Below are 26,717 nucleotides of genomic sequence, written 5' to 3'. Positions count from 1 at the left end.
CCCGGACGATTCGGTTCGAAGGCGGCATAATTCGGCGGCTCATCTCAGGGCCGGTCCCTGCCGCGCAGCCGTGGTGTGAAGGTGGCGTGGAAGATGGTCGAGGCCGCGCCGACCGCCGCCGCCTCCGCGCTGAGCACCGAGCGCTCCACCTCGACCCGGCGCAGCCGGCGGGCCAGCGGGAAGTCGTTGACCACCCGGCCGATCTCCTCCAGGTAGAAGGGCGCCGCGTCGTCGGTGAAGAAGGGGCCGCCCAGCACGATCAGGTCGATGTCCAGCAGGTCGACCAGGCCGAGCGCGCCCCGCCCGATCGCGCCCGCGACCTCGCGCAGCGCCCCGGCGGCCGCGGGGTCGCCGGCCGCCGCCGCCCGGCCGACCGCGCGGTAGGCGGCCGTGCTGCCGCCGGAGCCGCCGGCGGCGGGCAGGCCGCGGCGGGCGGCGAAGTCCGGTACGGAGACCGGCGGATTGCACTCGGGCAGCACCTCGGGCCTGCCGTCCGCGTCGACCCGGCCCAGCGCGATGGCGCACAGCTGGCCGAATTCGCCCGCGTTCGCGCTCACCCCGCGGTAGAGGTCGCCGTTGAGGTAGAGCCCGGAGCCGACTCCCGTACCGAGGTAGAGATACGCGAAGTCGCGGGCCCTGCGGTCGCGGCCGATCCACCGCTCCCCCGCCGCCGCGGCCAGCGAGTCCTTCTCGATGATCACCGGGCAGGGGAAGTGGTCCTGGAGCAGGTACAGCAGCGGCAGGTCGTTCCACGCCGACATCAGTGGCGGGTCGAGCACCGTGCCCGAGGCGATGTCCACCGGGCCGGGCACCGCGACGCCGATGCCGAGGAAGCCGTCCTCGCGCACCGCGCCGCGCGCCTTCTCCAGCGCCTCGCGGCCCAGCGCGACCACCTGGGCGACGAAGTCGCCGGGGTCGATGTCGGCGCTGACCGGCCGGGTGCAGGTGCACACGATCGCGCCGTCCAGGTCGATGACGACCGCGGTCAGCACCTCGGGGTCGATGTGCAGGCCCAGCGCGTGCGCGGCGGTGCCGCACAGCCGGACCGGGGTGCGCGGCTTGCCGGAGGTCGCCCGGCGCTGGGCGTCCTCGACCAGGATGCCGCGGTCCAGCAGCGAGCGGGCGATCCTGGACACCGACTGCTGGGTCAGACCGGTGCGGTGGGCGATCTCGCCGCGGGTGATCGTGCCGGACAGCCGCACCGACTCGATGACGACGCACTCGTTGAAGGAGCCGAGGTCGATCTGGTTCACCCCGCTGGAGGACGGCGGGTGCGGCGACGTGCCCGCGGCGCTCCCCTCGGGCGCGGTGCCGCGCGGCGCCCGCAGGTGGCCCGCGACGCTCTCCCGCAGCCAGCCGACAGGGCCCTGCGCCTGCTGGAGCGCGGCGATCAGGTCCAGATAGACCCGGCGGGACGACTCGGGGTGGCTGGTGCTGTCCAGCGCGACCATCGCGCGCAGGAAGCCGCGCCAGGACGACCTGGCCGGCAGCAGGTGGACGCTGGGGCCGCCGGTGGCGGCGGCCCGGTGGCGGCCGCCGTCGTCCCACAACGTGATCGCGTGCAGGGCGATGCCGGGGTGGTGCTCGGCGGCGCCGGCGAGGAAGCCGTCGAGGCCGTCGGGGGCCGGGGGCGGCGCCGCGGGTGTGCCCGGGGGTTCTGCCGCGGCCGGTCCGGCCGCGGCGAGGGATACGCCCGGTTTGCCCGGCGGGCGCCGGGCTTCGAGGGCGCGGGCCAGTCCGGCCAGCACGTCCTCGCCGATCACGGTGGCCGCCGGCGCCGCCGTGGGGGTGGCGCTGTGGCGGGTGCCCGCCAGCAGGACCGCGCGCCGGGCGTCGGCGTACAGGCCGAGCACCCAGACGTCGGGGCCCGGCAGCGGCGGCACGGTGGGTACGAGGGGGCCGGGTCCTGCGTCGGCGGTGAGCCGCCAGCGGCGGCGGATCGCGGCCACGGTGGCGTGTGACAGGCCCAGTTCGCGGGCGATGGCCCGCCCCGCGCCGCTGCCGCCGGGGGCGAGCAGGGCGCGGGTGACGACCTCGGCCTCGTCCACGGTGGCGGGTCTGCCGGTGCGCGGGCGCTGTTCGAGGCCGGGCAGCCCGGCGCTCTGCCAGCGGTGCCGCCAGGTGCCCACGGTCTGCCGGGAGATGCCGAGCCGCCGGGCGATCTCGGCGTCCCGCACGCCTTCTTCGGCGAGCAGCACGACCTGGGCGCGTACGGCCATCGGGCCGCCGCCGGTGGCCCAGCCGCGCAGCACCTCGCGGCTGCCGGCCGCGGCCTCCTCGCCGGCGCCGGGCGTGAGGTGCGCGTCAGCCACGGCTCACCCCGCCTGCCGGAGCCGCGGCCGGGGTCAGGCGCAGGGTGAGGATCTGGAAGGGGCGCAGCGTCAGCGTGACGCGGCCGGCGTCGTGCGGATGGGTGGTCAGCGGGGTCTCCAGCAGGTCGGTCTCGTGGACGCCGGTGAGGGGGAAGCCGGCCGAGAGGGTGGCGCGGGCGCGGCCGCCGCGTGATTCGTAGAGCCTGACGACGACGTCGCCGCTGCGGTCGTCGGCGAGTTTGACGGTCTCGACCAGCACGCCCGGGTGGTCGACGGCGGCCAGCGGGAGCGGGTCGGGGGTGCCGGGGCCGGGGCGCAGCGGGAGATTGAGCGCGTATCCCTCGGCGATGGCGTCGCCGGCGTCCGCGCCGGGCCGCAGGGTGTGCCGGAAGCGCTGTATACCGCGGTCGGCGTGCGGGTCGGGGCTGTGCGGGGCGCGCAGCAGGGTGCTGCGGACGACGGTGGTGGTGCCGCCGTCGGCGCGGGTGTGCCGGGTGACGTCGTAGCCGTAGGTCGCGTCGCAGGCCAGGGCGACGCCGAAGCCGTGCTCGGCGACGTGGATCCAGCGGTGGGCGACGGCCTCCTGGCGGGCGGCGTCGGCCGCGGTGTTCTCGTGGGTGGGGCGGGTGACATGGCCGAACTGGACCTCGGCGCTGCTGTTCTCGGCGTGCACGTCGAGCGGCCAGGCGGCCTTGAGTACGGTGTCCTGCTCGCGCCAGTCGACCTCGGTGTCCACCGTCAGCGCCCGGCTGCCGGCGCTCAGCGTCAGGTCCTGGACGACCGTGGAGCGGCCGGTGCCGCGGGTGACCCGTACGGCGGCGAGCAGCGGGCCGGCGGCGGTGACCTCGACGCGGTCGGCGGTGTCCAGGTCGCGGCGGGTGCTGCGGTAGCCGGGGTCCAGGTGCAGGGCGCTCCACTCGGCGGGCTCGTCGCGGTGCAGCTGCAGCAGGTTGCCCGCCTCGCCGGGGGCCAGCGCGTCGCGTCCGGTGGCCAGGTCGACCGCCGAGCGCACCAGGCCGTGCGGGTCGACGCGCACCCGCAGCAGGCCGTTGTCGAGCAGGTGCCCGCCGTCCTGCGCGGGGGTGACGGTGACCGGCGCGGTGCCGTCGAGCGGCAGTCCGGCGGGTCCGCCGCCGAGGGCGGGCGCCTGGGCCAGGACGGCGACCCGGCCGTCGGGCAGCTGCTGCCCGTTGGCGGGCGGCGATCCGGCGCCGGCCTCGGGCGGGGCCAGCACGACGACCTCGCGGCGGTCGTGGGGCCCGGAGTTGAGGACGCTGCCGCCCTCGGGGTCGCCGGCGGCCCGCCGGATCAGCCGGTCGAGGCGCCGCTGCACATCGCGGTGGGTCAGCTCGGCCTCGCCGTGCACCCAGGCGATCGAGGTGCCGGGCAGGATGTCGTGGCACTGCTGGAGCAGCACCTTCTTCCACAGCCGCTCCAACTCCTCGTAGGGGTAGGGGATGCCGTGGCGGACCGCCGCGGTAGCCGACCACAGCTCGGCCTCGTGCAGCAGCGCCTCGCTGCGCCGGTTGCCGCGTTTGGTGCGGGCCTGGCTGGTGTAGGAGCCGCCGTGCGGTGTCAGGTCGATCTCGCCGCGCCAGACCGGGGCGGCGGCGTATTCGGCCTCGGCGTCGCGGAAGAAGTGCGCCGGGGAGCGCAGCTCCACCCGGGGGGCGCCTTCGAGGTCGGCGAGGCGGCGGGCCCTTTCCAGCATGTCCCGGTCGGGGCCGCCGTCGCCGCGGCCGAAGGGCAGCAGGGAGCGGGTGGCGGCGCCCAGCTCCGCGAAGCCGGCGACCGCGCCGGTGAGGTCGGCGCCGGTCAGCGTGCTGCCTTCGGGGCCGCCGGGCGCGAGGTGGGTGAACAGCCGGGTGCCGTCGATGCCCTCCCAGCGGAAGGTGTGGTGCGCGGGCCCGGTGCCGGGGTCGGGGCGCCGGCTGAGGAACCACCTCGCGCCGGACAGCGCGGCCAGCTGCGGGAAGGCCGCCGACGCGCCGGAGGCGTCGGGCAGCCACACGCCGTCGCCCTCCACGCCCAGCTCGTCGCGGAAGAAGCGCCGCCCGTAGACGAACTGCCGCACCAGCGCCTCGCCGCCCGGCATCTCGGCGTCGGCCTCGACCCACATGCCGCCGACCGGCGCCCAGTTGCCGTGGGCGACGGCCTTGCGTATCCGCTCGAAGACGTGCGGCTGGTGGTCCTTCATCCAGGCGTAGTGCTGGGCCGCCGAGGCGGCGACGATCAGTTCGGGGTATTCGTCGGCGAGCGCGGCCATGGTGCTGAAGGTGCGGGCGCACTTGCGTACGGTCTCGCGGACCGGCCACAGCCAGGCGGAGTCGATGTGCGCGTGACCGACCGCGTCGACGCGGTGGGCGGAGTCGTGGGCGCGGCGGGCCAGCAGCGGGGCGAGTACCGTACGCGCCCGGTCCGCGGTCCTGGCGACGGCCCGCGGGTCGACGGCGGCCACCGCACGCTCCAGCGCGACACGCATCTCGTGCCTGCGGGGGGTGTCGGCGGGCAGTGCCCGCATCAGGCCGGCGAGCGTCTCGAAGTCGTGGATCAACTCCCAGACGGTGTCGTCCCGTACGGCCAGGTCGGCGCGGCGCAGGCGGTACAGCGGAGCGTCGCCGGCGGTGGCAGGGTCGCCGTAGCGGGTGCCCGCGCCGGTGCCGCCCTCGATCCGCGGGTTGGCCGCGGCTTCGACCATCAGCCTGACGCTCTCGCCGCCGGCCGCGGAGCGGTGCAGCAGGACCGCGCCGAGGTGCGGGTGCAGGCCTTGCAACGGGATGCCGTGCTCGTCATGGACCAGGCCTTCGGCCCGGCCGCCCGGTGCGCCGTCGCCCTCCGCGGAACCAAGGTCGATCAGCGCCTCGACCCGGCGCCCCGCCCACCGCTCCGGCACGGTCGCTCGGACGTCGAACCAGCTGGTCGCCCAGGGGCGGCCCCATGGCTCGCCGACGGTGAAGGGAGCGTAGTCGGCGCGCAGCGCGACCTCGGCGGGCACGGGCTCGCCCGCGATGTGCCAGGCGCCGACGTCCATGGGCAGCCGCTGCGGGTAGAGCGCGGGGCGCAGCCGTTCGGCGAGGAAGGCGGCGGTCCGCTCTTCCCCGGACGTGATCCGGTCATGCATGGGCAGCCCTTCCTGTCCAGCCAGTGACCGCCATGTAAAACCATGTGTGTTATCAAGTCAACGCTTCCGCCGAATTGGACTTTCCCGCTGGTCGTGACCTGCAAAAACGTATGTGTCAGTCGAATTTCCCGCCACAACGGGCATTCTTCGTCCGTTAATTAACGTGACAGCACGGACGCGAAAAGGCGGCGGAAAGGGACCGGCCCCCATAGCCGGTCCCTTTCCGCCGCCCGCGCGCTCCGTCAGCCCGTGAGCGGCACCGGCGCGGGCCGCTCGCATCTGCTCGCCACCGGCAGCGACCTGCCCTCGTGTGCCGCGTCGAGCAGCGTGAGCATCACGTCGAGCACGTGCTCGGCCAGCTCGGCCGACGCCAGGTGCGGGCGGTCCCCGGCCACCGCGGCGGCCAGGTCGGCAAGTCCCGTGCCGCGTCCGGCGCCCCGGTAGCCCGCCGAGACCGGCAGCGGCTGCCAGGAGCCGGCGGTGAACAGCTCGACCGGGCCGTCGAAGCCGTTGGGGTCGGGCACGCCGAGTGATCCGGCCGTGCCGTGCACCTCGATCCGCGGCAGGTGGGCGGCGTGGATGTCGAAGCTCATGATCAGCGTGGACAGCGCGCCGCCGGCGTGTTCCAGAATGCCCGTCACATGCGTGTCGACCTCGACCGCGAAGCGCTGCCCGGCCCGCCGCCCGCTGCCGATCTCCCGCTCGGCGCGCGGCGCCGCGGCGGCTCCGGTGACCTTGACGACCGGGCCGAGCAGGTGCACCAGCGCGGACAGGTAGTAGGGCCCCATGTCCAGCAGCGGGCCGCCGCCGGGCCGGTAGTAGAACTCCGGGTCCGGGTGCCAGGCCTCGTGGCCCGCGGTGGTCATGAAGGCGGTCGCCGCCACCGGGATGCCGATCAGCCCGTCGTCCACCGCCTTGCGCGCGGTCTGGGTGCCGGTGCCGAGCACGGTGTCGGGGGCGCTGCCGACGCGTACGCCCGCGGTGCGCGCCGCGGCCAGGACGGCGGCGGCCTCCTCGCGGGTGGTGGCGAGCGGCTTCTCGCCGTAGACGTGCCGGCCCGCGCCGATCGCGGCCAGCGCGACCTCGGCGTGGACGGCGGGGATCGTCAGGTTGAGCACCGCGTCCACGTCGTCCCTGGCGACCAGCTCCTCGACACCGCCCACCACGTCGGCGCCCGCCCTGTCCGCGGCCTCCTTGGCGCGGGCCGGGTCCAGGTCGGTGACCGCGGTCAGCCGCAGCCCGTCCAGCCGGGCGACGGTGTCCAGGTACTGGCCGCTTATCTTGCCCGCGCCCACCATGCCGATCCTCAACGGCTCGCCCACAGCAGCCCCCTCTCGGTGATCGCCCGCACCTCTGGCACGTCGAAGTCGTCGGCCTTGTGGCCGATCGCGGAGACGAAGACCCGCCCCGCCCCCCAGGTCCTGGTCCACACCTGTGGCATCACCACATCCCGCGCGCGGTCGCCGCCGGCCGGGAAGACCGAGGTGGCCAGCACCTCGTTCGCCGGGTCGGTGGCCACCCAGTAGTGCTCGGTGTGCACGGCGAAGTCGGCCAGCCCCGCGGTGATCCCGTGCCCGCCGGGCGCCACGTCGACGGTGTAGTCCACGAAGCCCGGCGGGTGCATCAGGAACTGGCCGCCGGTCAGCCGCTGGTAGTCCAGGTCGCCGCGGAAGGAGTCGATGACCCCGCCGTGCCAGCCGGCGAACCCGGTTCCGGCGCGGACCGCGTCGGCCAGGCCGCGGCTCTGCTCGGCGGTGATCTCGCCCATCGTCCAGCACTGGACGATCAGATCGGTCGCGGCCAGCAGCTCGGCGTCGGCGTAGACGTCCAGCGTCTGCGCGGTCTCGACGGTGAAGCCCTGGTCCTTGAGGAAGGGCAGGAACAGGTCGGTGATCTCCACCGGCGAGTGCCCCTCCCAGCCGCCGCGGACGACGAGGGCCTTCCGAATCGGATCGGTCACGGGCGTTGCACGCTCCCATCGGTGTTGCGCAGCAGGGCCCAGCGGTCGTGGGCCAGTGGTTCGGGTACCGGGTACTTCCGCGCCGCGGCCTCGTCGAAGTCGACGCCGTGGCCCGGGGTCTGGTGAGGTCGCAGTCCACCGTCCCGCACGGTGATCGTGCCGGGGAAGACCTCGTGGACTTGCGGCGCGAAGACCGCGGCCTCCTGCACCCCGAAAGCGTGGCTGGAGATGTCCATCGCCAGCGTCGCGGCCTGCGCGACCGGGCTGACGTCGGCCGGGCCGTGCGGCGCCAGGCGTACGCCGCGCAGCTCGCACAGCGCCGCGATCTTCCGCGCGGGGGTCAGCCCGCCCAGGGTGGGCACCCTGATCCGGGCGAAGTCGATGTCGGGCCCGGCCAGCAGCGCGGTGAACTGGGCCGGGTCGTGGAAGAGCTCGCCGACCGCCAGCGGTACCGGCGAGGCGTCGTGCAGCCGCTTGAAGTGCCCGGCGTCCTCGGGGGCGAGCAGGTCCTCGACGAAGTACAGCCCCGCGTCCTCGATCCGCCGCAGGAAGTCCCTGGCCTGCCGCGGGTCGAGCCGTTCGTGCACGTCGTGCAGCAACTCGACGTCGTCGCCGACGAGTTCGCGCACCCGGGTGAGCACCGGGGGCACGTGCCGCAGGTAGCCGGCGCCGTCCCAGGGCGCGCGCCGGGTGCGTACCGCCTCGGGGTCGGCGGTGCCACCGCCGGCGGCGCCGTAGGTGTCGGCGCCCGGGACCGCGGCCTGGATGCGCACGTGCCGGTAGCCGCGCTCGCGGGCGGCCAGTACCTTGTCGGCGATCTCGGCGGCGTCGCGCCCGTCGACATGGGTGTAGGCCTCGGCGAAGGTGCGCACCCGACCGCCGAACAACGCGTGCAGCGGGGCCCCGAGGCGCTTGGCCTTGAGGTCCCACAGGGCGACGTCGACACCGCCGAGCGCATTGCCGGTGATCGAACCACCGCGCCAGTAGGCGCTGTTGAGCAGCAGCCGGTGGATGTCCTCGATGTCGTCGGGGTCCCGCCCGACCAGCAGCGGGGCGACGTAGTCGTCGAGGACCGAGCGGACGGCGAGCGTACGCTGGGGGTCGCTCGCGCAGCCGAGGCCGTAGAGTCCCGGGTCGTCGGTCTCGACGCGGACGATGAGGTGGGGACAGCCGTGCGGGGCTGTCAGGAACGTGCGGACGGCCGTGATGCGGAGGGTGGCACCGCGCTCCTCGACCCAGGGTGCGGGCGCGAGCGGCGCGAGACCGGCATCAGGCAAAGCCATGCGTGACTCCCACGTACAGATAGCAGTATGGCGTACTGACTCCTGAACGTAAGGAGGCCGGTCCGAGTTTGTCAACGCATATGACAAACCAGGACCGGCCGGGGGAACGGGACGTCAGGTCAGTGCTGTCCGAGGCGTTTGAGCAGGGTGCTCAGACTGTGGGCGGCCTCGGTGACGGCCTGCGCGACCTCCTCGACCCGGGCGTCGTCCATCCGGCTCTTGGGCGCCGAGCAGCTGATCGCGTCCATGCCCTGGCCACCGCCGAGCGCCACCGCCACGCAGCGGATGTCGACCGAGTTCTCCCCGTCGTCCACCGCCCAGCCGCGCAGCCGGGTCTCGGCGAGCTGGGCGAGGAAGGCGTCGGGGTCGGTCACCGTGCTCGGGGTCAGCCGCTCCAGCGGCCAGTCGAGCCGGCGCTGCACCTCGGCGGGGTCGAACTGCGAGAGCACCGCCTTGCCCAGTCCCGTGGCATGTGCCGGCAGCCGGCGGCCGACCGCCGAATACATCCGAAGGGCGTGCCGCGACTCGCGTTTGGCCAGGTAGACGACGTGCGTACCGTCCAGCCTGCCCAGGTGGACGGCCTCGCCCGTCTCCTCGGCGAGCGCGTCGAGCACGGGCCCCGCGAGGCTCGTGACGTCGTCGCCCTCCAGGTAGGCGGTACCCGTCAGCAGGGCCTTGAGCCCGATGCCGTACCGCGTGCCCGAAGGGTCCAGATCGACCCATCTGCGGGCCTCCATGGTCCGCAGGATCGCGTGCAGGCTGCTCTTGGGCACGGCCATGGCCGCGGCCATCTCCGCGAGCGAGAGCCGGGCGCCCTGTACGCCCAGCAGTTCGAGCACCTCCAGGACCCGAGCCGCGGACTTGACCTCTTCGGGCTTCCGCCCGCGCGCCGCTTCTGCCACCGATTCCACTGATCCTCCGCTCCCCGCGCCTCGCCCACACGGCCGCGCTGCGCCCATCTCACCTCAGCGCGCGTCTTGACGCTATACCAAACGCGACCCTAAGTTCAGTCACTCCAACGTCATTCGGTCTTCTGAACGACCGAAGCCTAGGTAGGGGCCCATGCGCACACCATTCGCACGTTTTACCCCGAAAACCAGATTTGCCGCCGCGGCCGTGGTGACGGTCCTGTCGCTGAGCCCGCTGGCTGCCTGCGGCGGAGGCTCCTCGGGCTCGGGGGACGCCAAGTCGCTGACGATGTGGACCTTCAAGCAGTCGCACGTCGCGGCGCTGAAGAACGCCGCGGCCGAGTTCAAGAAGCAGACCGGCATCACGGTCACCGTGCAGGCCTACGGCCCCGACGACGCGTACACCACCAAGGTCCAGGCGGCGGCGAAGACCCACGACCTGCCGGACGTGCTCGAAGTCCACTCCGACGGCGAGGACTTCGCACTGGGCGCCACCGGCATCGCCCGCGACATAGCGAAGGACGTCGGCGCCGACTGGAGCGGCCTGTACCAGAAGGGCGTCCAGGCCTCCGGCACGGTGACCCCCGCGCACTACAAGGAGTCCATCCCCTCCGACTCCAAGTCGCACGGCGTCAAGCAGGGCCAGCGCTTCAGCGTGCCGCTGACCTCGGGCACCTTCGGCATCGTGATGGGCAACAAGAAGGCGCTGGCGGCGGCGGGCGTCACCAAGCCCCCGGCGAGCTACGAGGAATTCCTCGCCGACCTCAAGGCGACCACCGCCAAGGACCCGAAGAACGGCGGCGTCAGCCTCGGCCTGAAGGTCAAGGCGACCGGGCTGACCTGGGGGCTCCAGCCGCTGGCCTTCGGCGAGCTGGGCAAGGAGAAGTACCAGGCGCTGTGGGGCCAGGACGCCTCCACCGACTTCGCCTCGCCCGACGGCCAGAAGGTGCTCGGCCTCTACTCGAAGATGCAGCCGTACTGGATGCCCGGCACCCAGACGCTGGACATCGACACCGCCGACCAGGCCTTCGCCCAGGGCAAGTCCGCCTGGGACATCGGCGGCACCTTCACGCTGGCCTTCCTCCAGCAGAACGGCATGAACCCCGACGACGTCATGGCCTTCGGCTTCCCCGGCCCGGCGGCCGGCGCGGTGCCCAAGCCGGCCCTCGCCCCGCTGGCGCTCACCGGCCTGGCCGTCTCCTCGACCAGCGCGCACCCGGAGAACGCCGAGAAGTGGATGAAGTTCCTGGCGCAGCCGGGCGTGGCCTCGAAGTTCGCCAAGGACGCCACCGAGGTGCCCTCCACCGAACTGGGCGCGGACGCCGCCTCGGTGATGGGCGCGACGCTGGCCGACATGACCAAGGCCTTCACCGGCACCCCGGAGAACACCTACGACCCGAGCGTCAACGACTTCCGCCCCGCGAGCTACGACCAGGACTCGATGGCGGAGATCCTGGCCGACCTCACCCCGCTGGGGCAGAAGGACGTGGCTGCCACCGGCAAGGCCCTGGCCAAGCTCGACAACTCCTTCTGGGCGACCTCCAAGTGACCACCGCACCCCGTCCCGCGCTGACGGAGACGGCCGCCGCCGGCCGGGGACCCGCTCCCCGGCCGGCGGGAACGGCCGACCCCGACGGCGGCCGGCGCGTCCTGCGCCGCCGCACCTACGAGGCAGTCTCCGGCTATCTCTTCGTCGCCCCCGCCGTGATCCTCTTCGCGGTCATGGGCCTGTACACGGTCGGCTACGGCTTCCTGCTGAGCTTCGCCCGGTGGAACGGCTTCGCGCCGCACTGGGACTGGGTGGGCCTGCGGAACTACAAGGACCTGCTCTGGCAGAACCCGGCCTACGCCCCCCGGCTGCACCACGCGGCGATCCACACCCTCTACGTGATGATCGCCGTCCCGCTGCTCACCGTGCTGGTGTCCTTCCCGCTCGCGGTCCTGCTCAACTCGGCCAGGCGGATGCAGGGCGTGCTGCGCTCGGTCTACTTCGTGCCGTACGTGACCAGCGGCATCGCGGTCTTCTTCGCCTGGCAGTACATCCTGCAGCCGGACGGCGCGGTCAACAGCGTGCTCGGCAGCCTCGGCATGGGCTCGCTGGCGCAGCCGCAGGGCTGGCTCGGCAATCCGAGCACCGCGCTGCCCACCATGATCGTGGTCACCGTGTGGGGTGCGGTGCCGGTGGCGATGCTGCTGTACCTCACGGGCCTGCAGGGCATCGACCGCAGCGTGCTGGAGGCCTCGCAGCTGGACGGCGCCGGCTGGTGGCGCACCAACGTCTCGGTGGTGTGGCCGCTGGTACGGCCGATCACCTCGATCGTGGTGCTGCTGAACCTGCGCGACTCGCTGCAGGGCTTCCAGACCTTCCTGGTCATGACCAACGGCGGCCCCGGCGACCACACCAACGTGCTGGGCCTCGAGGCCTACCGGCTGGCCTTCCTCAAGGACCTGGCGCCGACCCTCGGGCTCGCCAGCGCGCTCGGCTGGATCCTCTTCGCCGCCGCGCTGGTCATCGCGCTGATCAACCTGCGAGTCATGCGGAGCAAGACATGACAACGATTCCCCTCGCCTCGCGGCGCCCCCGCACCCCCGGCCCAACGGGCACCGGAGCGGTACGCGCCCGCCGGATCAGCGCCCGGGTGCTGGTCGGCGCCCTGCTCGCGCTCTACGGCGTGATCAGCGTCTACCCCTTCCTGTGGATGGTCTCGGCGGCCTTCAAGAACCAGATCGAGGTGGTGCGCGGCGGGCATCTGATCCCGCACCACCCGACCTTCGACACGCTGGCCACCACCTGGAACCAGCTGCACTTCTTCCGGTACTTCCTGAACAGCCTGGAGGTCAGCGCGCTGACCGTGGTGCTGACGCTGGTGGTCTACGCGGCCGCCGGCTACGCCTTCGCGGTGCTGGACTTCCCCGGCCGCGGAGCGCTGCAGAAGCTCTTCGTGGCGCTGCTCTTCGTCCCCGGTGTCACGGTCATGCTGCCGATCGTGCTGCTGGAGGACAAGATGGGCGTCCTGGGCACCCATATCGGCCTGGTGCTGCCCTTCGTCAACGGCGGGGCGCCGCTGTCGGTGCTGCTGATGACCGGTGCCTTCTCCTCCGTGCCGAAGGAGCTGCGGGAGTCGGCGCGGGTGGACGGCGCGAACGAATTCCACATCTTCACCCGCATCTACCTGCCGCTGACCCGGCCGGCGCTGATCACCGTGGCGCTGATCACCGCGATCCCCACCTGGAACGAGTACCTGCTGACCCGGGTGTCGCTGAACGACGAGAGCACGTACACGCTGCCGCTGGGCCTGCAGACCCTCGCGTCGGAGAACGTGCCGCACTACAACAACCTGATGGCCGGCGCGCTGATCGTGGTGGTGCCGGTGATCCTGCTCTTCCTGAGCCTCCAGCGCTACTTCGTCAACGGCCTGGTCGGGGCGGTGAAGGGCTGATGCGGATCCTGGTGACGGGAGCCGCCGGGCACATCGGCGGCCATGTCACGCACGAGCTGTCCGCGGCCGGACACGAGCTGGTGCTGACCGACCTGGTGACGGTCGAGGAACCGCGCGCGGTGCGGGTGCACACCGGCGACCTGCGGGACCGCGACCTGGTGCGCGCGGCGATGGACGGCGTCGAGGCGGTGGTGCACCTGGGGGCGATCCCGCACCCCAACGTGGACGACCCCAGCGCGATGTTCGCCGCCAACTGCCACACCGCGCACCGGGTCTTCGACGAGGCGGGCGCGGCGGGCGTACGCCGGGTGGTGGCCGCCTCCAGCATGGCGGCGGCCGGCCTGGCCTGGTCGCCGGTGCCGGTCTCGCCGGCGTACGTACCGCTGGACGAGGCGCATCCGAGCCTGGTCCGCGATCCCTACGGGCTGTCCAAGGTGGTGCTGGAGGAGATCGCGGCCGCCGCCCACCGGCGCTGGGGGCTCGACGCGGTGTGCATGCGCTTCCCCTTCACCGGCGCCGGCGACCGCCTCGACCACTTCCTCGCCGCCTGCGCCGCCGACCCGGCGGGACAGCGGCACGACCTGTGGGGCTGGCTCCACAGTCTCGACGCGGCGCGGGCGATCCGGCTGGCCGTCGAGCGCGACATCCGCGGCTGCCACATCGTCAACGTCACCGCCGCCGACACCACCTCGGCCGTACCGTCCGCCGACCTGATGGCCGCCCACCACCCCGGCGTGACCGTACCGGCGTCCGTCACCGGGCACGGCAGCCTGTTCGACACGACCGTCTGTACCGATCTGCTGGGGTTCGTCCCCCGGCGCACCTGGCGCACGAGCTAGGGCCTGTCGTGTGGATCTCCGTGGAGGAAGGAGCGGTGTTCGGTGCGTGCAGCTGCAAGGCGGAGGAGGGAGGCGACGCGGAGCCGCCGTCGACTGACGACAACGCGGCAGATGTGCGTGCCGGGCGCCGCGACGCCGCGGAGATCCACCCGACAGGCCCCAGCAGACCATCCAGCAGAAAGAGCACACCAGTGCATGACGACCGGCACATCGTCGAAGAGCGGATCACCAAATTCCTGGCGCAGGCGGTCAGGCCGGCCCTCTACTCGGCAACCGCGGACCTCGACCTCGCCGCCTGGCACGTCCCCGGCGAACCCGTCCCGGTGGCCGACGCCCTGGCGGCGGTCTACGAACCCGTGGCGCTCGGCGACACCTGGGGCGGCCCCTGGTCGACCAGCTGGCTCAAGGCCACCGCGAGCATCCCGCGGGAGTGGGCGGGGCGGCGCGTCGAGGCGGTCTTCGACCTGGGCTTCGACCCGGCCCTGGGTCCCGGCGGCCAGGCCGAGGGCTTCGTGCACGATGCCGCCGGCTCCCCGATCCAGGGCCTGCACCCGCACCACCGCAGCGTGCTGCTCGCCCGGTGCGCGGCCGGCGGCGAGCCGGTGGACCTGCTGGTGGAGCTGGCCGCCAACCCGATGATCGAGGGCGCCAAGTCGGTCGGCACCCACTTCGGGTCCAAGGAGACCGCGGGCACCGCCCACCTCTACCAGTTGCGGGAGGCGCACCTGGCGGTCCGCGAGGACGCGGTGTGGCACCTGCTGCACGACATGGAAGTGCTCGACGAGCTGATGCGGCAGCTGCCGGTCGGCGGTTCGCGCCGGCACGAGATCCTGCGGGCGCTGGCCCACGCGATCGACGCGGTCGACGTCAAGGACGTCGCCGGCACCGCGCAGGCCGCCCGCGACCGGCTCGCCGACGTCCTGTCCAGGCCCGCGTACGCCTCCGCGCACACCGTCACGGCGGTGGGCCACGCGCACATCGACTCGGCGTGGCTGTGGCCGATCCGGGAGACGGTGCGCAAGTGCGCCCGCACCTTCACCAACATGACGACGCTGGCCGAGGAGTATCCGGAGCTGGTCTTCGCCTGCTCCTCCGCGCAGCAGTACGCCTGGATCAAGGAGCGCCGCCCCGAGGTCTTCGAGCGGATCAAGAAGGCGGTGAGCGACGGCAACTGGGCGCCGGTCGGCGGCATGTGGGTGGAGGCCGACGGCAACCTGCCAGGCGGCGAGGCGCTCGCCCGGCAGCTGGTCTACGGACGGCGCTTCTTCGCCGAGGAGTTCGGTATCGCGCAGGAGGGGGTGTGGCTGCCGGACTCCTTCGGCTACACCGCGGCCTACCCGCAGCTGGCGAAGCTGGCCGGGGCGAGCTGGTTCCTCACCCAGAAGCTGTCGTGGAACGAGACCAACCGGCTGCCGCACCACACCTTCGACTGGGAGGGCATCGACGGCACCCGGATCTTCACCCACTTCCCGCCGGTCGACACCTACAACGCCGCCTTGACCGGCGCCGAACTGGCGCACGCCGAGAGCAACTTCGCCGACAAGGGCGCCGCCACCCGCTCACTGGCCCCGTTCGGCTTCGGCGACGGCGGCGGCGGGCCCACCCGGGAGATGCTGGAGAAGGCCCGCAGGCTGCGCAACCTGGAGGGCTCCACCCGCGTCGAGGTCGGCGACCCCGGGGACTTCTTCGCGGCGGCCCGCGCCGAATACGACCGGCTGCCGGTCTGGCGCGGCGAGCTGTACCTGGAGAACCACCGCGGCACGTACACCAGCCAGGCACGCACCAAGCGCGGCAACCGGCGGGCCGAGGCGCTGCTGCGGGAGGCCGAGCTGTGGTCGGTGGCCGCGGCCGTGCGCGGCGGGGCGCCCTACCCCTACGAGCGGCTGGAGTCGATCTGGCAGCGGGTGCTGCTGCACCAGTTCCACGACATCCTGCCCGGCTCGTCGATCGCCTGGGTCCACCAGGAGGCCGAGGCGGTGCACGCGCAGCTCCAGGCCGAGCTGGCCGAGGTGATCGGTACGGCGCTGGCCGGCGGCGAGGGCCTGGCCTTCTTCAACGCGGGGCCCTACGCCCGGCGCGAGGTGGCCGTGCTGCCGGCCGGGGCGGTCCGCGAGGGCGGGCAGCCGCTGCGCGACGGGCGGCAGGCCGTCCTGGTGGAGGCGCCGGCGCTCGGCAGCGGCCGGGCGGTGCCCGCCGGAGCGCTGCCGCCGGTCACCGCGGGCACCGAGGACGGCACGGCCGTGCTGGACAACGGGGTGCTGCGGGTGGTGATCGACGCGGACGGCCTGGTCCGCTCGGCCTACGACCTGCGGGCCCGCCGGGAGGCCATCGCGCCCGGCAGCGCCGGCAATCTGCTGCAACTGCACCCGGACGACCCGAACCTGTGGAGTGCCTGGAACATCGACGGCTACTACCGCGACACCGTCCGCGACCTCACCGACGCGGTGTCGGTGGAGCTCGCGGAGTCCGGGCCGCTGCTTGCCTCGGTGCGGGTGGAGCGGGCCTTCGGCGCCTCGCACCTGGTGCAGCACCTGGAACTGACCGCGGGCAGCGACCGGCTCACCGTCAGGACCGATATCGACTGGCAGGAGCGCGACACCCTGCTCAAGGCCGCGTGGCCGGTCAACGTGCACGCGGACACCGAGAGCGCGGAGATCCAGTTCGGGCACGTGCGCCGCCCCACGCACGAGAACACCAGCTGGGACGCGGCCCGTTTCGAGCTGTGGGCGCACCGCTGGGTGCACCTCGGCGAGCACGGCTGGGGCGCGGCGGTCGTCAACGACTCCACCTACGGCCACGACGTGTCCCGGCGGACCCGCGAGGACGGCGGCACCACGACCACCCTGCGGCTGTCGCTGCTGCGCTCCCCGCACAGCCCCGACCCGCAGGCCGACCGCGGCCGGCACCGGTTCTCGTACGCCCTGGTGGTCGGCGCCGGCATCGGCGACGCGATCGCGGCGGGCTACGCGGTCAACCTGCCGCTGCGGCCCGCGGGCGCGGCACCGGCCGGCGGCGCCCCGCTGATAGACGTCGACAACCCGGACATCACCGTGGAGACCGTCAAGCTCGCCGACGACCGGTCGGGCGACGTCGTGGTGCGGCTGTACGAGTCGCGCGGCGGCACGGCACGCGGCGCGCTGCGCGCCGGCTTCGCGGTGGCCGGCGCCGAGATCACCGATCTGCTGGAGGACCCGGTGCGGCGTCTCGACCCCGGAGCCGACGGCTCGCTGCCGCTCGACCTGCGCCCCTTCCAGATCCTCACGCTCCGACTGCGCCGGACCTGACAGCCCGCGCGGCCGGAACCGCCCGCCCCTGCCCTCGCGGGCGGGGGCGGTGCGGCCCGCACGCCTGCCCCCGTCCGGCGGGCGTCCCCTCTCGCACGACCCCTGACCCGCACGCCCCATCGTGACCATCGGAGGTTGTCCGTGCCACCCAGACGTCTACGTATCCGCGCGCTGCTGCGCGCGCCCGCAATCCTGCTGCTCGCCGCCGTGGCCCTGCTGCTGCCGGCCTCGCTGCCCGCGTCGGCCGCGGCGCCCACGCTCTACCCGCTGGGAGTCGGCGCCGACCTCGGCCCCCGGCCCTTCACGCTCGGCCTCACCGCGACCGCCGGTGACGACGCGTCGGGCCTGCGGACCGGCACGCAGGACGGCACGCCGTACTGGCGTACCGATGTCGCGGCCGGCACCGGCTACCTCGCCTTCGACCTCGACCAGGAGTACACCGACACGGTGACGGCGGACCGGCTGACCGTCGCCGTCACCTACCTGGACACCGGCAGCGGCACCCTGCGGCTGACCCGCGGCGCCGGCGACGTGCTGGGCAGCGCCGCGCTGGGCGACTCGGGCACCTTCAGGACCGAGGCGTTCACCATTCCCGCGGACTTCTCCGCGGGCCGGCAGCTGCGGCTGTCCGGCGTCCAGGGCGACGCACCTGCGGACGTCACGGTCTCCGCGGTCCGGGTGGCCGCGGGCCTGTCGGTCGACCTCGGCACCGCCGTCGCCTCGCACGGCATCTCCCCGCGGGCCGGCGACAACGACACCCACCTGGTCACCGGCGTGCAGGACGGCCGCGGCTACTGGGGCACCGACCAGAGCCACCCCGGCGCCGAGACCGGCTTCTTCTACATGAACGCCGACGACGGCACGCTCTACGACAACCGTGACCCGGTCGCCGTCACCGTCGACTACTTCGACCAGGGCAACGGCTCCATCCAGCTCGAATACGACTCCCCGGGCGACACCATCCCGCAGATGTTCAAGAAGTCGCCGCTGTTCACCTACGGCGACTCGGGGACCTGGAAGACCCACACCTTCCTGCTGGACGACGCGATCCTCACCAACCGCTCCAACGGCTCGGACTTCCGCATCACCACCGGCGGCGGCGCCGCGGAACTGAAGGCCGCCCGGGTCTCGGTGACCGCGCTGCCGGCCGTGCTCGACCCGACCACCGGCCTGAAGCAGCTGGTCGCGCAGGCCGACACCGCCTATGCCGCGGCCCGCGAGGGCACCCGGGACGGGCAGTACCCGGCGGGCGCCAAGGACACGCTCAAGGCCGCCGCCGACACGGCCCGCACGGTGGCGAACGGCACCGGCGTGACCGATGCCCAGGCGCGTACCGCCTTCACGGCGCTGGCCGCCGCGATCGGCGCCTTCCACGCCACCGTCGTGGACACCGACCTGGCGCATCTGGGCACCGCCACCGCCTCGTCCACCGCCCCCGGGTCCACCCCGGCCGCCGCGATCGACGGCGACGGCGGCACCGCCTGGGTCAGCGGCGACGCGGGCAAGGGCGAGACCCTCACCGTCGACCTGGGCGCGGTCACGCACCTGTCGCAGGTCAAGGCGGTCTGGGGCGGCGCCTTCGCCCCCGACTACACCGTGCGGCTCTCCACCGACGGCACGCACTTCACCGACGCAGGGCGCACCGGCGCCACCGGCCCCGGCGACGTCTTCGCCACCGCCTTCCCCGCGACGACCGCGCGCTACGTACGGCTGGACGTCCACGGCTACGCGGCCGGGGTGACCCGGGTCGAGCTGGCGCAGCTCAAGGTCTACGACCAGCGGGTCGTCACCGCGCACCCGAAGCTGGTCGCCACCCGCTACCCGGCCGCGAGCCCGGTCGTCGCGGACTTCGACGTCCGCGACCACGGCGCCGACGCCACCGGGCGCCAGGACGCGACCGCCGCCGTGCAGGCCACGCTCTACGACTGCCAGGACGCGGGCGGCGGCACGGTGTGGATGGCCGCGGGCACCTACCGGATCACCGGCACCGTGGAGGTCCCGGCCTTCTGCTCGCTGCGCGGCGACCGGCGGGACCCCGACCACGGCAAGGGCGACTACGGCACGGTGATCCGCGCGGACCTGCCGCCCGGCTCCGACGGCCCGGTGCTCTTCCGGGTCGGCGGCAGCGCCTCCGTCCAGGGCCTGACCACCTACTACCCGAACCAGAGCGCCGCCCACCCGGTGCCGTACAACTACACCTTCGAGATTCCGGGCTCGGCGTGGGCGAGCGACGAGAACTTCATGATGAGCACGGTCGAGCACGTCACCATGCTCAACTCGTACAAGGGTGTGGGGGTCTCCACCATGCCCGACGAGCGCGGCCGTCCCGCGGTGCAGGGCCAGGTCCACGAGTCGGCGACGCTCGACGACATCAAGGGCACGGCGCTGTCCGCGGGAGCCGTCGCCTACAACGGCTCCGACGTCGGCACCTGGAACGACATCACCTTCTCCAACTCCTACTGGGCGGACGCCCCTGCCGCCTACCGGCCGCCGCAGCGGGCGGACCTCGACCGCTGGACGCGGGGCAACGCCACCGGGCTCGTGCTCGGTGACCTGGAGTGGGACCAGTTCTCCCGGATCAGCCTGTCCGACTACCGCACCGGCATCCAGATCGTGAAGGGCCAGCGGGCCACCTTCACCGGCGCCTTCGTGCAGGCCCGGGTGCTGCGGACCGACGTCGCCCTCCAGGTGGACGACCTCGACTCCCGCTGGGGCATGACCTTCGCCGACAGCACCCTGCAGGGCAGCACCGCCTCGGTGCGCAACACCACCGCGGGCTACGTCAAGGTCACCGGCACCACCCTGACCGGCCCGGCCGCCGGCACCGTGATCACCCTGCCGGGCAGCCTGCCCGCCTACCACGCCCCGGCAGCCGACCCCCGGCCGAAGCGGAACGTGCTGTACGTCGCGAGCGGCGTGCCGCACGGCGTCGGCTACGAACCGGCCGCCGACGCGACAGCGGCCCTCCAGCGGGTGCTCGACCGGGCCGGCGCCCAGGGCGGCGGCCTGGTCTACCTGCCGGCCGGGTGGTACCGGGTCGGCGGCCACCTGCGCGTCCCGGCAGGGGTGGAACTGCGCGGCGCGGCCGCCTCGCCGAACCGCGACGAGAGCCAGAACAGCGGCGGCACCGTGCTGCTGTCCTACGCCGGGCGCGACAGCGCCGACGCGGCGACGGCCACCGCGACGGTCACCCTGGACGGCGCCGGCGCCGGAGTGCGCGGGCTGCGGGTCTTCCACCCGGAGAACAACCCGGCCGTCGGCTACGTCCCCTACCCCTACGACATCCGCGGCGCGGGCCGCGGCAGCTACGTCGTCGACGTCGGCCTGACCAACGCCTGGAACGGCGTCGACATGGCCTCGGACCGTGGCTTCGTGGTCCACAAGCTGACCGGCGTCTTCCTCAACCGGGGCGTCAACGTCGGCGCCGCGGACGGCGGCAGCATCGACGGCGTCCTCAGCAACGGCAACGGGGTCGCCAGGGTCGGCTACGGCGTCCCGAACTGGGGCCTCGGCAGCAACCTCTTCCCGCAGACCATCGACGGCTACACCCGCAAGAACACCGACCTGGTGCACGTCGACGGCGCCCGCGACCTGAACGTCGTGGACGTCTTCGGCTACGGCATGCACAACGGCCTGGTCGTCGACTCCGGCGACGTCCACGCCTTCAACCTGGGCACGGACAACCTCGGCGACGGCGGCTACACAGTCAAGGCCGGCGCGGGCGCCGAGGTCGCCGTGGTCAACGTGATGCGCTACAACGGCACGACGTCGACAGGACCGGCGAAGCTCTACGGCATCATGGTGATCAACATGGTGGACCGGTCCGTGACGGCCGCCGCGGACCCGGCGACCGGCGGCACGGTCCGTGTCACCGGCAATGCCACCGCACCGGGCCGCTACGAGAAGGGCGACACGGTGACCGCAACGGCCGTGCCCGCGGCCGGCTTCCGGCTGCTCGGCTGGACGCTGGACGGCACCGACCTCGGCAGCACCGCCGTCTCGGTCAGCGTCCCGGTGACTGGCGACCGCACGGTCGTCGCCAGATTCGGCCCGGCCTCGGCGGGCTGAGCCGAGCGCGGGCCCGGGAGACCACCGCGGTCGCCCGGGCCCGCGTCACAGCGGCGTCACCGGCAGCACGTCGGGCGACAGCGCCCCGGCGCCCGCGGTCGCGCTGGTCATCCGGCGCCGGTGGTGGCGGCGGCACAGCACCTCGTAGCCCACCTCGGCGGACCGGCCGTCCACATCCCCGATCACCACCTGCGCGCCCTCCACGACCATCACCCCGCCGACCGTCCTGGCGTTGTGGGTGGCCCGCGCCCCGCACCAGCACAGCGCCTCGACCTGCAACGCCTCGACGCGGTCGGCGAGTTCGATCAGCCGCTGCGAGCCGGGGAAGAGCCGGGTGCGGAAGTCGGTGGTGATGCCGAAGGCGTAGACGTCCAGGTCCAGGTCGTCCACCGCCCTGGCCAGCTGGTCGATCTGGTCAGGCGCCAGGAACTGCGCCTCGTCCACGACCGCGTAGTCCACCCGGCCGCCGCGGCTTATGTGCGCCACCAGGTGGGCGAAGAGGTCCATGCCGTCGGTGACCTCGACCGCGTCGGTGACCAGGCCGAGCCGCGACGACAGCTTGCCCTCGCCCGCACGGTCGTCCTTGGTGAAGATCACCGCCTGCAGTCCGCGGGAGGTGCGGTTGTGGACGATCTGCAGGGCGAGCGTGCTCTTGCCGCAGTCCATCGTTCCTGAGAAGAAGACCAGCTCGGGCATGGGTGGGACGGCGGCCTTTCGATCGGGGAGGAATCGGCGAGGAAGGGGACGTACGACGTTCAGGAGCGTACTTCGAGCAGCGGCACGAGCTGCTCCACGGGAGTCATCGAGCCGTGCAGGCCGGTCATCCTGGACTCCCCCGGCTCGGTGCGGGTGGCGGTGATCGCGATGTCGTCGCACGCGGCGGCGACCACGTCGCCGATCCTGCCGAGCACCCGCGGCTCGGGGTCGGGACCGAACCAGCCGGCCGCCACCGCCTCCGCCCGGGTCGCCACCCACATCCGCTCCCCCAGCACCTCGCTCCACACCGCGTGCACGTCGGCCGCGGCGCCCGGCACCGCGTAGACGTGCCGCGCCCGGCCCTCGCCGCCGAGCACCGCGACACCGGCCCGCAGCTCCCAGTCCTCGTCGAAGTCGATCCGCGAGTCCTCGTCGAAGGGGATGTCGATCATGCCGTGGTCGGCGGTCACGTACAGCACCGCCCGCGGCGGCAGCTGCTCGGCCAGTTGCTGCGCCAGCCGGTCCACCATCATCAGCTGCCCGCGCCAGGCGTCGGAGTCCACCCCGTGCCGGTGGCCCATCGCGTCCAGCTCGCTGTAGTAGGTGTAGACCAGCGTCCGGTCGGCCGCGCCCAGCCGGTCCGCGGCCAGGTCCATCCGCTCCTCGCCGGTCAGCCGCCCGTGGAAGACCCCACCGGACAGCGCCACCTTGGTCAGCGGGGTCTGCTGGAAGGTCGGCGAGGACACCTGGCAGGTCGCGATCCCGGCGGCCTCGGCCAGCTGGAAGACCGTCGGGTAGGGCTGCCAGGCCGACGGCGACGTCCAGGGCTGCCAGCGCAGCTGGTTCATCAGCTCGCCGGTCCCCGGATTGAGCGTGGTGTAGCCGGCCAGGCCGTGCGCGCCGGGCGGCAGCCCGGTGCCGATCGAGGCCAGCGAGGTCGCGGTCGTGGCCGGGAAGCCCGCGGTCAGCGGGCGGCCCGTGCCGCCCAGCGACGACGGCAGCAGCGAGTTCAGGTACGGCGCCTCCTCCGGGTGCCGCCCGATCAGCTCCCAGCCGAGGCCGTCCACCAGGAAGACGCACACCCGGTCGGCCGGCGCGAGGTCGAGACCAGTCGCGGGCATGCCGGGAATGCCGAAGGCCGCCACGGCCGCGGGGATCACGTCGCACAGCGCGGCCTTGCCGTAGCCGGGCGCGGGAGCCGTCAGGGGGTCGAGCGGCAGCGGGTCGGGGCCGCCGTGGAACGGATGGCCCATCAGTCGACGGCCGCGGTCGCCTCGGAGAGCGCCTGCGCGAAGGCCAACGTCTGCCGTACGGTGTCGGGCCCGTCGCCCGCCTCGCTCACCCGCAGCGACAGGTCGTCGGCGGTGGACGAGCCGGTGTAGCCGTGGTCGGCCTCGCAGTCCGGGTCACCGCACGCCGCCGGTTCCAGGTCGAGACGCGACACCGCGCCCCAGCCGATCGTCAGCACGACCTCGCGCGGCAGCGTGCCCGGGGTGTACGACTCGGGGTTGGCCACCACCCGGCTCACCACGACCGACGAGATCCGGCCGATCTTCACCGACTCCGTCGAGGTCGTCGCATACGGCGTCGGCGAGGTGTCGTCCGCGGCCTGCTCGTCGGTGTGGCTGACGATGAAGCGGCCCTCGGTGAGCACCAGCACGGTGACGTGCCGCCGCACCTCGTTCGCGTCGAACGTCGTCTCCTGGTGGACCAGATACGACGCGACCGGCTCCTGCCCGACCGCGGCCTCCACGGCCTCCGACACGAGCGTCGGGTAGTAGCCACTGCGCTCGATCGCCGTCCGCAGTCCCTGCGTCGTCGTCCCGGTCTTCGCCATGCGCCCATCCTAGACGCGTCCCCTCCCCTTACCGGCCTGCGCGGACCCGGGACCTTCCCCCGGCGGGGCGCGGCCGGGAGGGTCAGAAGGAGGAGAGGGCGCGCGGACCGAGGTCGGTGCGGACGGGCGGCGGGGCCAGCCGGACCGCGGCGCCGAGGACGGTGAGCCCGTGCGGCGCGACCACGACCGGGTCGAGCGAGACCGCCACCACCTCCGGGAGGTCGTCGGCGAGCAGCGAGACCCGCAGCAGCAGTTCCTCGAGCGCCGCGGTGTCGACCGGCTCGGCCCCGCGCCAGCCGAAGAGCAGCGGCGCGGCCCTGATGGAGCGGATCAGCTCCGCGACGTCCCGGTCGGTGGCCGGGACGAGGCGGTGGGCGATGTCGCCGAGCAGCTCGGACGGCGGCCCGGCGAGGCCGAAGGACAGGACGGCCCCGGCGGCGGGGTCCATGCCGGCGCGTACGACCGTGTCGACGCCGCGCGGCGCCATCGCCTGGACGACCGGCCGCAGCTCGGCGGGGCCGCCGAGCCGTGCGGTGAGCTCGTCGTAGGCCCGCCGCAGGTCGCCCTCGCCGGCGAGGTCGAGGCGGACCCCGCCGAGGTCGGCGCGGTGCCGCAGGTGCGGGGCGGTGGTCTTGAGCGCGACGGGATAGCCGAGCGACGCGGCCGCGGCGACGGCGGCGTCGGGGTCCGGTGCGGGCAGGGCGCGGCGGACGGTGATGCCGTAGCGCCCGAGCAGCGCCGCCGCGTCCTGGTCGGACAGGGTGAGCCCGTCGGGCGGCGCACCGTCGGGCAGCAGCCGCCGTACGTCGGCCGCGGCCGCCGCCTCCTGGATGTCGTCGAACTGCGGTACGCGCCCCGGCTCGGCCGCCCCGGCCCGCCAGGCGGCGTACCCGGCGGCTTCGGCGAGCGGGCGCACCGCCCGGTCGGGCGCGCGGTAGGCGGGGATGCGGGCACCTGCGCCGCCGGGCGCACCGAGCCGGTCGGCCAGCCCGTCCAGCGCGAGATGGACCACGACGACGGGCTTCCCGCCGTCCGCGGCCCGCCGCAGGGCGTCGCTCAGCGCCGGATCGTCACCGGCCTGCGGCCCGCCGTCGAGGCCGGGCCGGCCGCCGAGCCCCGGGCCCGCGCCCGCCCCGTCCGCCGGCTCCTCGGTGCCGACGCGAGGGATGGCGGTGACCACGACCGCGTCCGTGGCCGGGTCCGCCAGCGCGTGCGCCAGTGCGGTGGCGAAGTCGGCGGGGCTCGCGGCGGTGGTGAGGTCGAGGGGCGGGGCGGGGCGCAGGCCCGCGGTGAGGGCGGCGTCGTAGGTGAGCAGGCCGAGGGACTCGGAATTGCCGAGGATGGCGAGGCGGTCGCCGGCGGGGAGGGGCTGGAGGGCGAGGAAGAGGCCGGTGTCGAGGAGTTCGGTGACGGTGTCGACGCGGATCACGCCGGCCTGGCGGAAGAGCGCGTTGACGGTGCTGTCGGGGATGCGGGCGGACACGCTGTGGCCGGCGGGGACCGAGCCGCTGTGCAGCGCGCCCTTGACGACCACGACGGGCTTGGCCGCGGCGGTGCGGCGGGCGAGCCGGGTGAATTTGCGCGGGTTGCCGAAGGACTCCAGGTACATCAGCACCGCGTCGGTGTCCGGGTCGTCCTGCCAGAACTGGAGCAGGTCGTTGCCGGAGACGTCGGCCCGGTTGCCGGCCGACACGAAGGTCGAGGGTCCGGCGCCCCGCCGGTGCAGCCCGGAGAGCAGGGCGATGCCGATCGAGCCGGACTGGGTGAAGAGGCCGAGCCGGCCGCGCAGCGGCATCTCGGGCGACAGCGACGCGTTGAGCCGCACGCCGGGCGCGGTGTTGAGCACGCCGAAGGCGTTCGGCCCGATGACCCGCATCCCGTGGCGGCGGGCCTGCCGCACCAGCTCGCGCTGGCGCTCCCTGCCCTCGGGGCCGGTCTCGGAGTAGCCGGCCGCCACGACGACCAGGCCGCGTACGCCCGCCTCCCCGCAGTCGGCGACGGCCTGCGGCACCCGCTCGGCGGGCACCGCGATCACCGCCAGGTCGACGCTGTCGCCGCGGTCGGCGATCTCGCGGACCGAGCGGTGCCCGGGGACGCCGTCGAGGTCGGTGCCGCCGGGTGGGAAGGAGTGGTTGACGGCGTAGAGCCGGCCGGTGAAGCCGCCCGCGGCGATGTTGCGCAGCAGGGTGCGGCCCACCCCGCCGGGGCGGCGCCCGGTGCCGACGACGGCGACGGATTCCGGGCGCAGCAGCCGCTGCACCGAGCGGGCCTCGGCCCGGTGCTCCCTGGACCGCATGACCTGCACGGACTCGGTGGTGGGCTCCAGGTCCAGGTCGAGGTGGACGACGCCGTCGGCGAAGCTGCGCTGCTGGGTGTAGCCGGCGTCGGTGAAGACCTTGACCATCTTGCGGTTGGCGGGCAGGACCTCCGCGGTGAAGTGCAGGATGCCGCGCTCGCGGGCGACGGCCGCGATGTGTTCGAGCAGCGCGGAGGCGACCCCGCGGCCCTGGTGGGCGTCCTGGACCAGGAAGGCGACCTCGGCGCGGGTGCCGGTCCGGCCGGCGACCGACCGGCCGGCCCCGTCGGTGCGGTCGTAGCGGACGGTGGCGATGAACTCGCCGCCGACGGTGGCCGCCAGGCCGACCCGGTCGTCGTAGTCGTGGTGGGTGAAGCGGTGCACGTCCCGGTCGGACAGCCGGGGGTAGGGCGCGAAGAAGCGGTAGTACTTCGACTCGTCGGAGACCTGCTCGTAGAAGTCGACGAGCCGTCCCGCGTCGTCGGGACCGATCGGCCGGATGTGGGCGACGCCGCCGTCCCGCAGCACGACGTCGGCCTCCCAGTGGACGGGGTAGGGCCGGGTCGCGGGGTCGTGCGGGTCCTGCGGGTCGGTCATGTCCCCAGCGTATGCGGCGTGCCCGGCTAGCGGCGGGCAGGCGCAGGGGGCAGTCTTGGCGGTGCGCACCGGCGTG

General features: G+C 73.8%; 16 protein-coding genes. 6 read left to right on the top strand and 10 right to left on the bottom strand.

Annotated elements, in window-relative coordinates; genetic code table 11:
- Nucleotides 1–44 precede the first annotated feature (44 nt).
- The 6 genes from BUE44_RS28370 to BUE44_RS28345 all read right to left on the bottom strand — a co-directional run bounded on the left by BUE44_RS28370 (nt 45) and on the right by BUE44_RS28345 (nt 9,578).
- Entirely contained in the window at nt 45–2,312 is a 2,268-nt protein-coding gene (locus BUE44_RS28370) for an ROK family protein (protein ID WP_073501867.1), read from the bottom strand.
- Nucleotides 2,305–5,433 (bottom strand): alpha-mannosidase, encoded by a 3,129-nt coding sequence (locus BUE44_RS28365; RefSeq protein WP_073501866.1) that lies wholly within the window; start codon nt 5,431–5,433, stop codon nt 2,305–2,307. The genes BUE44_RS28370 and BUE44_RS28365 overlap by 8 nt, the downstream gene beginning before the upstream one ends.
- Before the next feature lie 242 nt (nt 5,434–5,675).
- Nucleotides 5,676–6,755 (bottom strand): Gfo/Idh/MocA family protein, encoded by a 1,080-nt coding sequence (locus BUE44_RS28360; RefSeq protein WP_073501865.1) that lies wholly within the window; start codon nt 6,753–6,755, stop codon nt 5,676–5,678.
- Nucleotides 6,740–7,393, bottom strand: coding sequence for a ThuA domain-containing protein (locus BUE44_RS28355; protein WP_073501864.1), 654 nt, complete (start codon nt 7,391–7,393; stop codon nt 6,740–6,742). The genes BUE44_RS28360 and BUE44_RS28355 overlap by 16 nt, the downstream gene beginning before the upstream one ends.
- Nucleotides 7,390–8,676 carry an enolase C-terminal domain-like protein gene (locus tag BUE44_RS28350; RefSeq protein WP_073501863.1) on the bottom strand — a complete coding sequence of 429 codons (1,287 nt, stop codon included), beginning with the start codon at nt 8,674–8,676 and terminating at the stop codon, nt 7,390–7,392. Before BUE44_RS28350 ends, BUE44_RS28355 begins: the two co-directional genes overlap by 4 nt.
- A 119-nt stretch (nt 8,677–8,795) precedes the next feature.
- Nucleotides 8,796–9,578 carry an IclR family transcriptional regulator gene (locus BUE44_RS28345; protein ID WP_073501908.1) on the bottom strand — a complete coding sequence of 261 codons (783 nt, stop codon included), beginning with the start codon at nt 9,576–9,578 and terminating at the stop codon, nt 8,796–8,798.
- 214 nt (nt 9,579–9,792) lie between these two features.
- On the opposite strand from BUE44_RS28345, the gene BUE44_RS28340 reads away from it, so the two are divergent.
- The 6 genes from BUE44_RS28340 to BUE44_RS28315 all read left to right on the top strand — a co-directional run bounded on the left by BUE44_RS28340 (nt 9,793) and on the right by BUE44_RS28315 (nt 21,215).
- On the top strand, nt 9,793–11,133 hold the full coding sequence (locus BUE44_RS28340; protein WP_159450310.1) for an ABC transporter substrate-binding protein: 1,341 nt from the start codon (nt 9,793–9,795) through the stop codon (nt 11,131–11,133).
- On the top strand, nt 11,130–12,137 hold the full coding sequence (locus tag BUE44_RS28335) for a carbohydrate ABC transporter permease (protein ID WP_235002542.1): 1,008 nt from the start codon (nt 11,130–11,132) through the stop codon (nt 12,135–12,137). Before BUE44_RS28340 ends, BUE44_RS28335 begins: the two co-directional genes overlap by 4 nt.
- Nucleotides 12,134–13,024: a carbohydrate ABC transporter permease gene (locus BUE44_RS28330; RefSeq protein ID WP_079190157.1), complete on the top strand. Its 891-nt coding sequence runs from the start codon at nt 12,134–12,136 to the stop codon at nt 13,022–13,024. Before BUE44_RS28335 ends, BUE44_RS28330 begins: the two co-directional genes overlap by 4 nt.
- A complete protein-coding gene (locus BUE44_RS28325) occupies nt 13,024–13,863 on the top strand; it encodes an NAD-dependent epimerase/dehydratase family protein (protein WP_073501862.1) in 840 nt (279 codons plus the stop codon). The genes BUE44_RS28330 and BUE44_RS28325 overlap by 1 nt, the downstream gene beginning before the upstream one ends.
- Nucleotides 13,864–14,054: 191 nt before the next feature.
- Nucleotides 14,055–17,147 (top strand): alpha-mannosidase, encoded by a 3,093-nt coding sequence (locus BUE44_RS28320; RefSeq protein WP_073501861.1) that lies wholly within the window; start codon nt 14,055–14,057, stop codon nt 17,145–17,147.
- A gap of 141 nt (nt 17,148–17,288) precedes the next feature.
- Nucleotides 17,289–21,215 carry a discoidin domain-containing protein gene (locus tag BUE44_RS28315; RefSeq protein WP_073501860.1) on the top strand — a complete coding sequence of 1,309 codons (3,927 nt, stop codon included), beginning with the start codon at nt 17,289–17,291 and terminating at the stop codon, nt 21,213–21,215.
- A gap of 45 nt (nt 21,216–21,260) precedes the next feature.
- On the opposite strand, the gene BUE44_RS28310 is transcribed toward BUE44_RS28315, so the two are convergent.
- From BUE44_RS28310 to BUE44_RS28295, 4 genes are all read right to left on the bottom strand, one after another.
- Entirely contained in the window at nt 21,261–21,911 is a 651-nt protein-coding gene (locus tag BUE44_RS28310; RefSeq protein WP_073501859.1) for a thymidine kinase, read from the bottom strand.
- Between the two features lie 59 nt (nt 21,912–21,970).
- Nucleotides 21,971–23,164 carry an alkaline phosphatase family protein gene (locus tag BUE44_RS28305; protein ID WP_073501858.1) on the bottom strand — a complete coding sequence of 398 codons (1,194 nt, stop codon included), beginning with the start codon at nt 23,162–23,164 and terminating at the stop codon, nt 21,971–21,973.
- Complete coding sequence (locus tag BUE44_RS28300; protein ID WP_073501857.1) at nt 23,164–23,748, bottom strand: DUF5998 family protein; 585 nt, start codon at nt 23,746–23,748, stop codon at nt 23,164–23,166. Before BUE44_RS28300 ends, BUE44_RS28305 begins: the two co-directional genes overlap by 1 nt.
- An 82-nt stretch (nt 23,749–23,830) precedes the next feature.
- Nucleotides 23,831–26,641, bottom strand: a complete 2,811-nt coding sequence (locus BUE44_RS28295) for a bifunctional acetate--CoA ligase family protein/GNAT family N-acetyltransferase (RefSeq protein ID WP_073501856.1) — start codon at nt 26,639–26,641, stop codon at nt 23,831–23,833.
- Nucleotides 26,642–26,717: the final 76 nt, after the last annotated feature.

The sequence above is a fragment of the Actinacidiphila paucisporea genome, from assembly GCF_900142575.1.
Lineage (GTDB): Bacteria > Actinomycetota > Actinomycetes > Streptomycetales > Streptomycetaceae > Actinacidiphila > Actinacidiphila paucisporea.
Note: the sequence above shows the minus strand (reverse complement) of the source record. Positions and strands in the feature narration are given on the sequence as shown.

Excerpts from the sequence above, each read along its gene's own strand:
- BUE44_RS28295 (WP_073501856.1), bottom strand. The coding sequence starts at position 26,641 with ATGACCGACCCGCAGGACCCGCACGACCCCGCGACCCGGCCCTACCCC.
- BUE44_RS28310 (WP_073501859.1), bottom strand. The coding sequence starts at position 21,911 with ATGCCCGAGCTGGTCTTCTTCTCAGGAACGATGGACTGCGGCAAGAGC.
- BUE44_RS28350 (WP_073501863.1), bottom strand. The coding sequence starts at position 8,676 with ATGGCTTTGCCTGATGCCGGTCTCGCGCCGCTCGCGCCCGCACCCTGG.
- BUE44_RS28330 (WP_079190157.1), top strand. The coding sequence starts at position 12,134 with ATGACAACGATTCCCCTCGCCTCGCGGCGCCCCCGCACCCCCGGCCCA.
- BUE44_RS28300 (WP_073501857.1), bottom strand. The coding sequence starts at position 23,748 with ATGGCGAAGACCGGGACGACGACGCAGGGACTGCGGACGGCGATCGAG.
- BUE44_RS28325 (WP_073501862.1), top strand. The coding sequence starts at position 13,024 with ATGCGGATCCTGGTGACGGGAGCCGCCGGGCACATCGGCGGCCATGTC.
- BUE44_RS28305 (WP_073501858.1), bottom strand. The coding sequence starts at position 23,164 with ATGGGCCATCCGTTCCACGGCGGCCCCGACCCGCTGCCGCTCGACCCC.
- BUE44_RS28365 (WP_073501866.1), bottom strand. The coding sequence starts at position 5,433 with ATGCATGACCGGATCACGTCCGGGGAAGAGCGGACCGCCGCCTTCCTC.